The following is a 13,431-nucleotide window of genomic DNA, read 5'->3' on the forward strand; positions in this document are numbered from 1 at the left end:
AATCGAAACACAGAAAGATTGGAGCCCGGACATGCGCAATCAGATCAGGGGTCTGCACCACGTCACTTCAATGGCGCGTGATGCCGATGCCAACAACCGCTTTTTCACCGACACGCTCGGATTGCGGCGGGTGAAAAAGACCGTCAACTTCGACGAACCGTCGGTCTATCACCTCTATTACGGTGATGAGATGGGAACGCCGGGGTCGGTCATGACCTATTTCCCGTTCCCCAACATCATTCGCGGACGCCCGGGAACGGGCGAAGTGGGCGAAACCGTGTTTTCCGTGCCCGAAGGCAGCCTCGGTTTCTGGAAGGAGCATTTCGCTCAAAAAGGCGTTGCAGGCGTTCTTGCTGACGATAGTTTTGGGCAAAAGCGCCTGCGGTTTTCCGCCGTCGATGGCGACAGCTTTGCGCTGGTGGAAGATGTCAACGACCAGCGCCCGGCCTGGACGGGCGGCTCGATCGCCGGTGACGTCGCCATTCGCGGCTTTTCCGGCGCTAGCCTGAGGCTGCGCGACAGCGGCGCGACCGAGGAACTGCTCCGATTCATGGGCTATGAGCTCGCGGATACCTCCAAGGGCATCAAGCGCTTCGTCATCGACGGCGGCAACGGGGCCGATATCATCGATATCCAGACGCTGCCCAATATGCCGCGTGGCGATCTGGGTGCAGGTTCGGTGCACCACATCGCGTTTGCCGTGGACGACAGGGCAGCTCAGGATACGGTGCGTGCCGCACTGATCGACAGCGGCCATCAGGTGACGCCACCGATCGACCGGGACTATTTCCACGCGATCTATTTCCGCACGCCGGGTGGGGTGCTGTTCGAAATCGCCACCAATGAGCCTGGCTTTGATCGTGACGAGGATACCGCTCATCTGGGCGAAGCGCTCAAGCTTCCCACCCAGCACGAACATTTGCGGGCCTGGCTCGAAACCCATTTGCCCGAACTCGACTAGGAAAAAAAGCGCCCGGCTACACGTCGGGCGCTTCGTCATCTTGAAACCCTGACAGAAAGGCACATCGCATGACTGAAAGCTATGTGTTCAAAGAGCATCCGGCTCAAGCAGCTGGTGCCCCGACATTGGCCCTGTTCCACGGAACTGGCGGCGACGAGAACCAGTTCTTTGCGCTGGGGCGGCAATTGCTGCCCTCGGCCCGGTTGATCGCGCCGCGCGGTGACGTGTCGGAAGGCGGAGCTCTGCGCTATTTCCGGCGTACCGGCGAAGGCGTCTATGACATGGACGATCTGCGCCAGCGCACGGACAAGATGGCAAACTTTCTTCGCAGCGTGAAAACCGACGGCAAGCTGGTTGGTTTGGGGTATTCCAACGGCGCAAACATTCTCGCTGCGGTTATGTTCGCCTATCCCGACCTGATCGATGCTGCGGTGCTGATGCATCCGCTGATCCTGTGGCAGCCGGAGCCTGTAGAGGGGCTCAAAGATCGCAAGGTCCTGATCACCGCCGGTCGTCGCGACCCGATCTGTCCCGCGCCCCAAACCCAGGCGCTGGCCGATTGGTTTGCCGCGCAGGGGACGGAAACGGAAGTCGTCTGGCATGAGGGCGGGCATGAAATCGTGCAGGCGGAGCTTGTCGCCGCCGCCCGCTTCCTGTCAGGCCAGCAGGTCTGACCAGTCCGGGTGGCGGCGGAACTGCACCGCCACATACGGGCATTGCGGGACGATCTTGAACGCGTCCCGCCTTGCATCCTCTATGGCACGCTTGACCAGCTTGAGCGCGATGCCCCGCCCCTCGAAAGCCTTGGGCACACCGGTATGATTGATGACCATGGTGCCATCGGGGCGGCGGAGATAGGTCATCTCCGCCGCGTTGTCATCGCCCAGATCGGCCCAGTACCGGCCACGATTGCCGGCCTGGGTGTGATGGATGTCGAGGGTGTGTTCCATGGTCGCTCCTGTGCGGGGTTGGAGAGGCGCGGTCAGCCTATAACAATCCTGATCCTGTTGCCTGCCGGATCGCGGGTTTCAATCCCCGAAGCGATCTCGATGACCGGAGAGGCGGCGATGTCGAGACGGGCGCGGATTTCGGCCAGCGTGTCCACATCGGCAACGATGATCTCGAACCAGCGCAGGCCCGCCACGCCTTCCGGCGGCGTCGAAGGATTGCGTCCGGCCCAGATGTTGAACGCCAGAATATGGGGGGCATAGTCAAGGCTGACATCCCCCATGCCATAGCGCCGCGAAAGCAACTGACCGGCAAAACCCAACTGGTCGCGGTAAAAATTCATGGCGGTGTCGAGGTCGTCCACATGCACATGGACGTGGCCGATCCGCGTGCCCGCCGGCATCGGGGCCATTGGCGTAGCGTCGCCATCGAGTTCCGCCAGCAGTCCCGGCACGTCGATGGGTTCACGGCCCGAATGCGGGGTTCCATCCGGGGTCATGGCCAGCAATTCATCGTTCTCGACAAAACGGCCACGCCACGGAGTTTCGTACGTGATCTCGATGCCGTTGCCGTCCAGATCCCACAGATAAAGGGCCTCGGTCACCAGATGGTCGGTGGGTGAAACCCGGACACCGGCGGCCAGCGCGCGATTGAGTGTACGGGCCAGATCCTTCCGGGTCGGCACGTGTACGGCGACATGATACAGCCCGACAGTGTGGGGCACGACCGGGCCACTGGCTCCGGTTTCGAGGACGATAAGGCGCTTGTCGCCCGCGCCCAGTATCAGCCGGTCCGTCGTCTGCTCGATGACAGTCAGCCCCACCACGTCCCGCCAGATGGCAAGAGCGCGTGCGGGGTCGGTGACGGCAATGTGAATGGGGCCGAGCCGGGTGGTCGTGGGGACCAGCAGCGGCGTGGCGACGGTCGCTTGGGGGGCAGACATAAGCAAATCTCCTTAACGGGACCCGGTGATGGGTGGGCAATAAGTCATTGCTACCAACATAATCGCGCGTGCCGGTGCGATTAAGGGGATAGATCGCGACGGATTGTTGCCGGATAGCGAATGGTGGAGGCAGGTCCTGTCCACCTAGGGAGCCAATGCGCCCCCTCTGGCCGGGGGATGAGTCTATTGGATGCCGCGTTGCGTTCTCACCCTGAACAGCGTTCAATCGGTGCAAGACACACAGGAGGCCCCAGATGACCCTCACGCCCGCGCTCACCGACAAGCTCAAGAACCCCCGGATTGTCGTTGCCGGCGGGTTCACCGACGGTAAATGGAATACCGTATCATCGCGCGGCAAGGTGTTCCGCGTCAGCAATCCAGCCACCGGAGAGGTTCTGGCGCAGATTTCCGACCTGTCCACCAAGGCGACAAAAGAGGCGATCGAGGCGGCCCATGCCGCCCAGCCTGCATGGGCTGCGCTGGCGGCAAAGGAGCGGGCCGATCTGCTCAAGGGTCTCAATCGGTTGATGATCGAACATGCCGATGATCTGGCAACGGTTCTGACGCTGGAAATGGGCAAGCCCTTCGCCGAAGCCAAGGGCGAAATCCTCTATGGGGCGGCCTTTATCGAATGGTTCGCCGAAGAAGCCCGCCGGGTCTATGGCGATACCATTCCCGGGCACACGGCCAACACCCGCATTACGGTCATCAAGCAGCCGGTGGGCGTTGTGGGGGTCATCACGCCGTGGAATTTCCCCAATGCCATGCTGGCGCGCAAGCTGGCCCCGGCGCTGGCGGTCGGGTGCACGGTGGTTGCGAAACCCGCTGCGGAAACGCCCCTGTCAGCCTTGGCCATTGCCCGGCTCATGGAGTGGGCCGGATTTCCGGCGGGTGTGTTCAACGTGGTCCCCGGCACCGATGCGGCCGCGATCGGGGAAGAATTATGCGCCAATCCTAAGGTGGCCAAGATCAGCTTTACTGGCTCGACCAATGTGGGCCGGACGCTGATGCGCCAATGCGCTGACGGCATCAAGCGCATGAGTATGGAACTGGGCGGCAACGCGCCGTTCATCGTCTTTGATGACGCCGATCTCGACGCCGCCGTCGCTGGCGCAATGGCGTCCAAGTTCCGCAACGCAGGCCAGACCTGCGTATGCGCCAACCGCATCTATGTGCAATCGCAAATCCATGATCGGTTCGTAGCGCGTCTCGGCGAGGAAATGGCCCGTCTGAAGGTCGGCGACGGCCTGGAAGAGGGCGTTACCATAGGGCCGCTGATCACCGACAAGGCGGTCGACAAGGTGACGGAACTGGTGGGGGACGCCCGGGATCAGGGCGCTGTAATTGTCATGGGCGGCACTCCCACCGGAGAGGCGACCTTCTATCCACCGACCCTGATCACCGGGGCTACAAAGGCCATGCGCCTGGCGCGGGAGGAAATTTTTGGCCCCGTCGCGCCGGTTTTCAGGTTCGAGACGGTAGACGAGGTGATCGATCTGGCCAACGCCACCGAGTTCGGCCTCGCCGCATATTTTTATGGGCGCGATATCGCGAAGGTCACCAGGGTGGCCGAGGCTCTGCAATATGGAATTGTCGGGATCAACACGGGCCTGATCTCGACGGAGGTGGCCCCGTTCGGCGGCATGAAGCAATCGGGCTTCGGACGCGAGGGGTCTAAATATGGAATCGAGGATTACCTCGACATCAAATATCTCTGTCTCGCGGTGTGATCGTATCCAAGCGTAGTCGTCCCAAGTTGCCGCTTACTTCCCGTTAGCCGTGAAATCCTAAATTGGATTTTTGCGCAGCGGGGTAGCGATTCGGGATATGCGGACCAGAGCGGTTTTCGGACGGGTGCGGGCCCGGGCATTCTTGCCGGTACGGCGGAAACGCCGCTCCTTGGCGGGCGAACTGGCGCTGGCTTTCATCGCGATTGCCCTGTTGGCATGGGCGGTGATCGATGGGCGCTATGTCGATCTCTCCGCCATCGTTCCCGAAGTTTCCGGCCCGCGCGACGTGGTGTCGACAAGCTTTTCCCTCTGCGCCGGGGCTGGAGGCACCTGCGTCATCGATGGCGATACCATCCGCATCGCCGATATCGATACGCCCGAGGTGCGCGACTATCGCTGCCCGGAGGAAAAAGCGCTGGGGGATCGCGCCACCCGCCGCATGCTTGAACTGGTCAACGCGGGGGCTTTCACCATGGCGCTGTGGGACCATCGCGATGAAGACCAGTACGGTCGTAAACTGAGGGTCTTGTGGCGCGACGGGCAGTCTCTGGGAATGATCCTCGTGGCCGAAGGCCTTGCGCGACCATGGGATGGCGCAAGGCGGAGTTGGTGCGCATAGAGCGTTTTCACTCAAAGTTTCTTGTCGTCAGTAATGCGGCGGTGGGGGCTCGGCCTTGCCGGACCGCGCCAGTTGCTCGACGGCGGCCATCTGATCGTCGATCGCCTCGACTCGCCGCTTGAGCCGGTCGATCTGCCGCCACTGATCCGCAATTACGGCGCTCAATTCATCGATCATGCGGTCCTGATGGGCCAGTCGCTCTTCAAGAGCGGTCAGCCTGTCGGTGTGGGTGTCTGGCATCGCGGGGCCTATGGTAAGAATGCACCGGCATCAGGAGCCTGACGCCGCAAGGGCATAGAAATCGCGCAGATGCGCCGCGAAGTCCACCCCGACTTGGCCAATGCCCGGCCAGTCTATAAGCAGGTATCTGGAGTGAGCGGGGAGGGCGCCGATGTTCGTGGTTGCGGGGGAAAGCCTTATCGATCTGGTCGCCGGGCCCAAGCGGACCGACGGTGTGTTGCAAATGGGCGCGCATCAAGGCGGCTCGCCGTACAATTGCGCCATCGCGCTGGCCCGTCTGGGGCAAGAGACCGGTTTTTTATGCCCCATCTCCAGCGACAGTTTCGGTGATCTGCTGCTGGCTCCCCTGGAAAAGGCCGGCGTCGTTCCTTTGATCAAGCAGCGCTCCGACTGCAACACCACCCTTGCGGTGGTGACCCAAAACGCCAGGGGCCTGCCCGCCTACGCGTTTTACCGGCAAGGCACCGCGGAGCGCGATATCAGCCGCGAAAAGCTGCTGGCTGCGCTGCCTCTATCAATCGATCTGTTCCAGATCGGCGGCTTCCTGCCCATTGAGCCCGACGACGCAGCGATCTGGCTCGATGTGGTCAAATCGGTCGCCGCCCGGGGGACGGTGCTGTCCATCGATCCCAATGTCCGGCCCAGCCTCATTGCCGATTTCCAGGGCTACACAGAACGCCTCGACGCGTTCCTCGACCTCGCCCATATCGTGAAGGTGTCCGATGAGGACCTTGTTGCGCTCGATGCGCACAAATCCATAGAGGAACACGCGCGGGCGCTGCTGGCCCGGCCCCATGTAGAACTTGTCGTGGTCACCCTGGGCGCGCAGGGTGCCTGCGCATTCACCGCGGACGCAAGAGCGAACGCCCCGATCTACCGCCCTGAAATGCTTGGCGATACCGTCGGGGCCGGTGACGCCATGATGGCCGGCATTCTCGCCGCCCTTGCTGAGCGCAACGCCCTGGCGATTGGCCGGATCGGCGCACTCGATGCAACCTCGCTCGAAGCAATCCTGCGGTTCGGGTCGGTGGTGGCTGGCCTCAATTGCGCACATGTCGGGTGCAATCCTCCCACCCGCGCCGAGGTGGAAGCGGTGCTGCAGACCAATTAAATTCCTCACACCTGTCGGAACAATTGATCGGCATCCGTCCTTGCCAGTGCTCGGACTCGAAAGAAAATTCGCGCCCGATGCATCGATTGGCAATTGCGCGGCCTGAAGGCGCGATTTAATCTCGCCGCCCGAAACACCCGGACACCCAAATGAGCCCGTTTCATCAGATCCTTGGCAACAACCTCGTCGCCAATGTGACCAATTTCACCGTTTGGTTCGCGATCACGTTCTGGATTTTTATCGAGACCCAGTCGGTGTTTGCCACGGGCATGGTGGCCGGCATCTATCTGGTTTTCACCGCGGCGTTCGGCTTCTGGCTCGGCTCGATCGTTGATCACAATCCCAAAAAGCTCGCGATGATGGGATCGAGCGCCGTGTCCGTGGTCTTTTACGCGCTGGCCTTCGCCATGGTGCTGTTCGAGCCGCAGGGCAGCTTTTCCAATCCCTATGGCTGGTATTTGTGGCTGTTCGTGCTGCTGGTCATGCTCGGCGTCATCGCAGGCAATATCCGCTCGATCGCCCTGCCAACGCTCGTCACCATCCTCATCCCCGAGGGCGAGCGCGACAAGGCCAACGGTCTGGTCGGCATGGTGACGGGCATCGGCTTCCTGACCACGTCGGTGATTTCCGGTTTCCTCGTCGCCTGGGGCGGCATGGTTCTGGTGCTGGTTCTCGCGCTGGCGGTGACTGTCCTGGTGTTGCTCCACCTTGGACTGGTGATCATAGACGAGGGCCGGGCGCCTCCCGTCCCCGGTGTGCCGTCCGAACCTGGCAGGGTTGATATCGCTGGGACCATCAGGGTGATTGCCGCAGTTCCGGGGCTGTTCGCGCTGATCTTTTTCGCCACCTTCAACAATTTCCTCGGCGGCATCTTCATGGCCCTTCTCGACGCCTATGGGCTGTCGCTGGTGTCCGTGCAGGTGTGGGGACTGCTGTTTGGCCTGCTCTCGACGGCGTTCATCATCAGCGGCCTCGTGATCTCGCGCACCGGCCTGGGGCGCAATCCGGTCCGCACGCTGCTGCTGGTCAATCTCGTCACCTGGTCGGTGTGTTGCGTCTTCACGCTCCAGCCCTCGATCTGGCTGCTGGCCTTCGGGTGCTTTATTTGGATGCTGCTCGGCCCCTATGCAGAGGCGGCTGAGCAAACGACCTTGCAAAAGGTCGTGCCTCTGGAGCGTCAGGGGCGGGTGTTCGGCCTGGCGCAGTCGATTGAACAGGCCGCATCACCGCTGACGGCTTTCCTCATTGGCCCCTATACCCAGTTTGTGGTCATTCCCTTCATGACCGATGGCGCGGGCGCACGAACGATTGGCGGATGGTTCGGCACCGGGCCGGATCGCGGCATAGCGCTGGTGTTCACGGTGGCGGGGATGATCGGTGTCCTGGTGACCGTTCTGGCGCTCAATTCGCGCCCCTATCGCCAGCTTTCCGCCCATTATGCTGGGGGTACGGCGACGGAGGACGAGGCCGGCCAGAAGGGTCCGCGTCCGGCCTAGTAGGGCTGCACCCGGGACAGGTGGCGGTCCGCGCCCATGGTCAGGGCGAGCGCCACAAAGGCAAACACCATCATGCCGAACGCGACGATATGGGCCTCGGTCCAGCGCAATTGCTCGACATAATCGAAAATCGCAATCGAGAGCACCTTGGTCCGGCCCGGGATGTTGCCGCCGATCATCATAACCACGCCAAATTCCCCCACCGTATGGGAAAATCCCAGCACCGTGGCGGTCAGATATCCGGGCCGTGCCAGAGGAAGGACGACCAGAACGAAAGCCTTTTTGAAATCAAATCCGAGCGAAAACGCCGCTTCCAGGGGGCCGGGGCCGATGGAAGCAAACGTATTGCGCAGCGGCTGCACGACAAAGGGCAGTGAATAGAACACCGATCCGATCACCAGTCCGGGAAAGGTGAAGGCCAGGGTGCGCGCCCCCCACAGCGAGGCCAGCCAGCCGCCGGGACCGTTGGCACCCAAAAGGATGAGCATGTAAAAACCCAGCACCGTGGGTGGCAGCACCAGCGGCAGGGCGACCAGCGCGTTGACCAGCACTGTCCAGCGGGATTTGGAACGCGCCAGCCACCAGGCGACCGGTGTGCCAAGGAGCAGCAGAATGATCGTTGTAGTGGCGGCCAGCGCCAGGGTCAGCCTGATCGCTGGCCAGATTTCCCAGAACAGGGTCACTGGGGCGCAAACCCATAGCCATAGGCTTCGATGATGGTCCGGGCCGCGTCAGAGTGCAGGAAGTCAAGGAACGCGCTGGCCGTCGCGTTTTCGGCATCCAGCAGAACCGCGTCCTGCGTGATGGGCGTGTACAGGTCATCGGCCACAATCCAGCTCGATCCGTCCTCGCGGCCGATCACTTGCGAGAGCGCAACAAAGCCCAATTCGGCGTTGCCGGTGTCGACGAACTGAAAGGTCTGCGAAATGTTCTGGCCGACCACCATCCGGTCGGCGAGACGCTCGGTCAGCCCCAGTGCGGCGATCGTCTCCACGGCGGCAGCGCCATAGGGGGCAGCTTGCGGCTCGGCGATGGCGATCTGGGTGAAATCGCCTTCAAGACTCTCGGGCCCGCTCACCAGGTCCGGATCGGTGGAAAACAGCACCAGTTTGCCGATGGCATAGGTAAAGCTCGATCCCTCGACACCCAGCCCCTCATCGAGCAGCCGCGCCGGAGTGGCGGCATCGGCGGACAAAAACGCATGGAACGGCGCGCCCTGGGTGATCTGGGCATAGAACTGTCCCGTCGCCCCGAAGGACAAGCCGATCTCTTGCCCCGTCTCGGCGGCAAAGGCCTCTGCCAGGTCTTCGGCGGCAGCAGTGAAATTGGCGGCAACCGCCACCAGCGCATCCTGGGCAAGGATGGCTGGAGAATGACCAAGAGCGAATACGGCCAAAAAGGCCGAAGCAATCATACGCATGAAACCTCCCTCGATATGTCCGTTTGGACATATCGAGATATCGCACGACCTGCGCCGGAGTGGCAAACGATATGTTCAGTTGGAAAGGTCGGACTTGAGGCGGCGCAGCGCGGCCACGTCATCTTCTATGGCCGCTTCGGTGGCGGCCTGCATGGCGCGATAGCGGCTGAGAACCTCGCGTCCCAGATCGGTGAGCTGCGCGCCCCCCTGTCCCGATCCGCCCCGGCTGGTGACAACGAGTGGAGCGCCGAACCCGGCATTGAGGGCCTGCACCAGGCTCCACGCCCGCTTGTAGCTCATGCCCATGGCCTTGCCTGCAGCGCCGATCGAGCCGGACCGTTCAATACCCTCAAGCAGGTCGGCCCGCCCCGGTCCGATATAGGCCTCGGCATCGAGCGTGATGCGCAGATGGCCCAGACCGGATGGCGGGACCGGCTTTTTCATTCAGGCCGAAAGTTTGGCAGCTTCGGCGGCCAGTTTGCGGATGGTTTCGAAATCGCGGGCGGCGATGGCATCTGCCGATACCACCCAGGAACCGCCGACGCAGATCACGTTGGGCAGGGCCAGATAGGTTTTCGCCTTTTCAATGTCGATGCCGCCGGTCGGGCAAAAGATCAGATCAGACAGCGGCGAAGCAAAGGATTTGAGGACCGGCGCACCGCCCATGGCTTCGGCGGGGAAGAACTTCAGATAGGTATAGCCCAGAAGCGATGCGGCCATGGCCTCGGAGGGGGAGGCAATGCCGGGCAGCAGGGGAATTGAGATATCCGCTGCGGCTTCGAGCAGCGCCACCGGTGCGCCCGGCGACACCATGAACTGGCATCCCGCGTCGACCGAGGCCTCCATGTCGCTCTTTTTGCGCACGGTGCCCGATCCGACCACAGCGCCCGGAACCTTGGCCATTTCCGCCATGACCTTGAGCGCATTGGGGGTGCGCAGGGTCACTTCCAGATTGGTGAGCCCGCCCGCCACAAGGGCCTCGGCCAGCGCGCGCGCCGTCTCCACGTCATCGTGGATGATAACCGGGACAACCGGGGCGGCGGAAAGAATGGTACTGAGCTTTGCGGCGTCCTGGGCCATGGTATTGTGGTCTCCAACCAAAGACTTGGGGGTTGGGGATGCTCTAGCATGGCTTTTATTGAATTGGGAACCAAAACTGCCTAAGTGAACCCCGCGGCAGTGGGCCGCTCCCGTTTTTTATTGCCCCGGGGATTTTATCGTCATGATCCAGAAGATCAACGCCTTCACTCCGATGGAGGAGGCTCGGGCCGTCCTCGCTTCCAGCTTCGATCTCAAATTTTCCGGAGCGATCGAGAAGGAGACGCGTCCGGTCTTCGAAAAGGTCCGCGCGCGCATTCCCGAGATCGAGTGGCCATTCTATGCGCCGCTGATCTTCCAGATCAACCGTCTGAAAGCGGAAAAGAACGCGGTCATCCTCGCGCATAACTACCAGACCCCGCAAATCTATTACGGCGTCGCCGATATCGTTGGCGACAGCCTGCAACTGGCCGTCGAAGCCACGCGGGTCGAAGCCGATGTGATCGTGCAGTGCGGCGTGCATTTCATGGCCGAGACCTCCAAGCTGCTCAATCCGCAAAAGACCGTGCTGATCCCCGACAGCCGGGCCGGGTGCTCGCTCGCGTCCTCGATCACGGCGGAAGACGTGCTGGCCATGAAGGCCCAATATCCCGGCGTGCCGGTGGTCACCTATGTGAATTCTTCGGCCGAGGTGAAGGCGGTGACCGATGTGTGCTGCACATCCTCGAATGCTCTGAAGATCGTCGAGGCAATGGACAGCGACACGGTCATCATGATCCCCGATCAGTATCTGGCCAAAAACACCGCCAAAAAGACCAACAAGAAGATCATCACCTGGGCCGGGGCGTGTGAAGTGCACGAAACCTTCACCCCTGATGATATCGCCGAACTGCGCGCCGCCTACCCGGGCGCCAAGATCATCGCCCACCCCGAATGCCCGCCCGAAGTGATCGATGTCGTCGATTTTGCCGGCTCCACCTCGGGGATGATCGATTGGGTGCAGTCGGAAAAGCCGGCGCGGGTGGTCATGGTCACCGAATGTTCGATGAGCGACAACGTCGCCGCTGAAACCGAGGGCGTATCCTTCCTGCGCGGCTGCAACATCTGCCCGCACATGAAGCGCATCAATCTCGAAAACATCCTGTGGAGCCTGCACACGGGCACCGAGGAAGTGATTGTCTCCCCCGACCTGATCGAGCCTGCCCGCGCAGCGGTCGAGCGCATGATCGAGATTTCGGCCCGCACCTAAAGTATTTCCGGCTACAGATCCGCACGGCGTCCAGAGGGGGAGGGGGCGATCGCTATTTTCGACAATATGTTCAACGCCGAAGGGGTGGTCATCGTTGGCGCGGGGCTAGCGGGTCTGTTTTGTGCCCTCAAGCTCAGCCCGTGCCCCGTCACGGTCCTCTCGCCCATGCCATTGGGGATGGGGGCGTCGTCAAGCTGGGCGCAAGGTGGAGTGGCTGCAGCTGTCGGCGCGGGCGATAGTGCGAGCGCCCATGCCCTCGATACCGAAATGGCCGGGGCAGGGATCGTCGATCATGGCATTGCCACCTCGGTGACCGCAGAAGCGGCGGCACGCATCGACGATCTGGCGCGCTGGGGCACGCCCTTCGATCGCAATGGGTTGGGAGAGTTCGTGCTCTCGCGTGAAGCGGCCCATTCCGCCAGCCGGGTCGTTCGGGTGTCGGGCGACAGGGCCGGTCATGCCATCATGCAGGCGATCATCGCAAAGGTTCGCAACACACCGTCCATCCGCGTGGTCGAAGGGATCACGGCGGTCGATCTGGCGCAAGCCGATGGCCGTGTTGTGGGTGTTTATTGCCGCAAGCTGGGCGATCGCTATGTCGAGCCCGTGCTGGTCCGCGCCCGGGCCACGGTGTTGGCCGCCGGTGGGCTGGGCGGGCTGTATGCGGTCACCACCAATCCCCCTTCGGTGCGCGGCCACGCCATGGGCATGGCGGCACGGGCCGGGGCGGTGATCGCCGACCCCGAATTCGTCCAATTCCATCCCACCGCGATTTTGACGGCGCGCGATCCCGCCCCCCTCGCCACCGAGGCCTTGCGCGGAGAAGGGGCCATTCTGGTCAATGACCTTGGCGAGCGCTTCATGGCCGATATCCACCCCGATGCCGAACTGGCGCCCCGCGATATCGTCGCGCGCGCCAATTTCCGGCAGATCAAGGCGGGCCGGAAGGTCTTCCTCGATACCCGTCAGGCGCTGGGCGAAAAGATCCTCACCGCCTATCCCACCGTCGCCGACTATTGCCGGGCCGGAGGCATCGATCCGGTGAACGACCCGATCCCGGTAACCCCGGCGGCCCATTATCACATGGGCGGCGTTGAGGTGAACGAAAGCGGGCGTTCGTCGCTGCCCGGACTTTGGGTGTGCGGCGAAGCCTCCTGCACCGGACTGCACGGCGCCAACCGGCTCGCCTCCAATTCGCTGCTCGAAGCCATCGTTTATGGCGCACGGATCGCCGAGGACCTGTCCGGGCTCGAACCGCAACGCGGCCCGCTGCCTCCATTCGACGGCATCGGGTGGGATGCAGAGGAGGGCGGGCGCGCCGAGCAGGTCCTGCGCGATCTCAAGGCGGTGCGCGACCTGCGGGCGGTGATGAGCGCCGAGGTCGGGGTCGAGCGCGACGCGCCGGGCCTGCGCCGGGCTTTGCGCACCCTGCTTGAGCTGGAGGAAACGGCAACGGGCGTCACTCGCGCCTATCTCAACATGGTGTCATCGGCGACGCTGGTTGCCGCCGGCGCCCTCAAGCGCACCGAAAGTCGCGGTGGCCATTTTCGCACCGATTTCCCGCAATCCGACCCGCAATGGCAGACGCACACACGGATTACCCTGGCCGAGGCGCGCGAAATCCGGGCGCAGGCCTGAAGACGCCGGGACACATCGTGCCGTGTTGTCGATCATGC

15 protein-coding genes are annotated in these 13,431 nt (G+C 62.5%); 8 read left to right on the forward strand and 7 right to left on the reverse strand.

The window, feature by feature from the left end; genetic code table 11:
• Positions 1 to 31 precede the first annotated feature (31 nt).
• Complete coding sequence (locus VNS12_RS02110; protein WP_325486187.1) at positions 32 to 961, forward strand: VOC family protein; 930 nt, start codon at positions 32 to 34, stop codon at positions 959 to 961.
• A 68-nt stretch (positions 962 to 1,029) separates the two neighbouring features.
• Positions 1,030 to 1,635: an alpha/beta hydrolase gene (locus VNS12_RS02115; protein ID WP_325486188.1), complete on the forward strand. Its 606-nt coding sequence runs from the start codon at positions 1,030 to 1,032 to the stop codon at positions 1,633 to 1,635.
• Here the strand turns inward: VNS12_RS02115 and VNS12_RS02120 are convergent.
• Both VNS12_RS02120 and VNS12_RS02125 read right to left on the reverse strand, forming a co-directional pair.
• Positions 1,618 to 1,911 (reverse strand): GNAT family N-acetyltransferase, encoded by a 294-nt coding sequence (locus tag VNS12_RS02120; protein WP_325486189.1) that lies wholly within the window; start codon positions 1,909 to 1,911, stop codon positions 1,618 to 1,620. The genes VNS12_RS02115 and VNS12_RS02120 overlap by 18 nt on opposite strands.
• 32 nt (positions 1,912 to 1,943) lie before the next feature.
• Positions 1,944 to 2,852, reverse strand: a complete 909-nt coding sequence (locus VNS12_RS02125) for a VOC family protein (RefSeq protein WP_325486190.1) — start codon at positions 2,850 to 2,852, stop codon at positions 1,944 to 1,946.
• 254 nt (positions 2,853 to 3,106) lie between these two features.
• Between VNS12_RS02125 and VNS12_RS02130 the strand changes: the two genes are divergently transcribed.
• On the forward strand, positions 3,107 to 4,582 hold the full coding sequence (locus VNS12_RS02130; protein WP_325486191.1) for an NAD-dependent succinate-semialdehyde dehydrogenase: 1,476 nt from the start codon (positions 3,107 to 3,109) through the stop codon (positions 4,580 to 4,582).
• A 169-nt stretch (positions 4,583 to 4,751) separates the two neighbouring features.
• Complete coding sequence (locus tag VNS12_RS02135) at positions 4,752 to 5,201, forward strand: thermonuclease family protein (RefSeq protein ID WP_325486192.1); 450 nt, start codon at positions 4,752 to 4,754, stop codon at positions 5,199 to 5,201.
• A gap of 27 nt (positions 5,202 to 5,228) precedes the next feature.
• On the opposite strand, the gene VNS12_RS02140 is transcribed toward VNS12_RS02135, so the two are convergent.
• Complete coding sequence (locus VNS12_RS02140) at positions 5,229 to 5,441, reverse strand: SlyX family protein (protein ID WP_325486193.1); 213 nt, start codon at positions 5,439 to 5,441, stop codon at positions 5,229 to 5,231.
• 151 nt (positions 5,442 to 5,592) lie between these two features.
• On the opposite strand from VNS12_RS02140, the gene VNS12_RS02145 reads away from it, so the two are divergent.
• Together VNS12_RS02145 and VNS12_RS02150 are read left to right on the forward strand one after the other, a co-directional pair.
• Positions 5,593 to 6,552, forward strand: a complete 960-nt coding sequence (locus VNS12_RS02145) for a carbohydrate kinase family protein (protein WP_325486194.1) — start codon at positions 5,593 to 5,595, stop codon at positions 6,550 to 6,552.
• 149 nt (positions 6,553 to 6,701) lie between these two features.
• Positions 6,702 to 8,048: an MFS transporter gene (locus VNS12_RS02150; RefSeq protein ID WP_325486195.1), complete on the forward strand. Its 1,347-nt coding sequence runs from the start codon at positions 6,702 to 6,704 to the stop codon at positions 8,046 to 8,048.
• On the opposite strand, the gene modB is transcribed toward VNS12_RS02150, so the two are convergent.
• From modB to eda, 4 genes are all read right to left on the reverse strand, one after another.
• The gene (modB, locus tag VNS12_RS02155; protein ID WP_325486196.1) at positions 8,045 to 8,731 is read right to left on the reverse strand and encodes a molybdate ABC transporter permease subunit; all 687 of its coding nucleotides are present in this window, start codon (positions 8,729 to 8,731) and stop codon (positions 8,045 to 8,047) included. The genes VNS12_RS02150 and modB overlap by 4 nt on opposite strands.
• Positions 8,728 to 9,468 carry a molybdate ABC transporter substrate-binding protein gene (gene modA, locus VNS12_RS02160; RefSeq protein ID WP_325486197.1) on the reverse strand — a complete coding sequence of 247 codons (741 nt, stop codon included), beginning with the start codon at positions 9,466 to 9,468 and terminating at the stop codon, positions 8,728 to 8,730. The genes modB and modA overlap by 4 nt, the downstream gene beginning before the upstream one ends.
• Positions 9,469 to 9,543: 75 nt before the next feature.
• Positions 9,544 to 9,912: a winged helix-turn-helix domain-containing protein gene (locus VNS12_RS02165; protein ID WP_325486198.1), complete on the reverse strand. Its 369-nt coding sequence runs from the start codon at positions 9,910 to 9,912 to the stop codon at positions 9,544 to 9,546.
• Positions 9,913 to 10,548 carry a bifunctional 4-hydroxy-2-oxoglutarate aldolase/2-dehydro-3-deoxy-phosphogluconate aldolase gene (eda, locus tag VNS12_RS02170; RefSeq protein ID WP_325486199.1) on the reverse strand — a complete coding sequence of 212 codons (636 nt, stop codon included), beginning with the start codon at positions 10,546 to 10,548 and terminating at the stop codon, positions 9,913 to 9,915.
• Between the two features lie 172 nt (positions 10,549 to 10,720).
• Between eda and nadA the strand changes: the two genes are divergently transcribed.
• Entirely contained in the window at positions 10,721 to 11,755 is a 1,035-nt protein-coding gene (nadA, locus tag VNS12_RS02175) for a quinolinate synthase NadA (RefSeq protein ID WP_325486217.1), read from the forward strand.
• A 66-nt stretch (positions 11,756 to 11,821) separates the two neighbouring features.
• Complete coding sequence (locus VNS12_RS02180) at positions 11,822 to 13,393, forward strand: L-aspartate oxidase (protein ID WP_325486200.1); 1,572 nt, start codon at positions 11,822 to 11,824, stop codon at positions 13,391 to 13,393.
• Positions 13,394 to 13,431 lie beyond the last annotated feature (38 nt).

Source organism: Pelagibacterium sp., assembly GCF_035555455.1.
Taxonomy (GTDB): domain Bacteria; phylum Pseudomonadota; class Alphaproteobacteria; order Rhizobiales; family Devosiaceae; genus Pelagibacterium.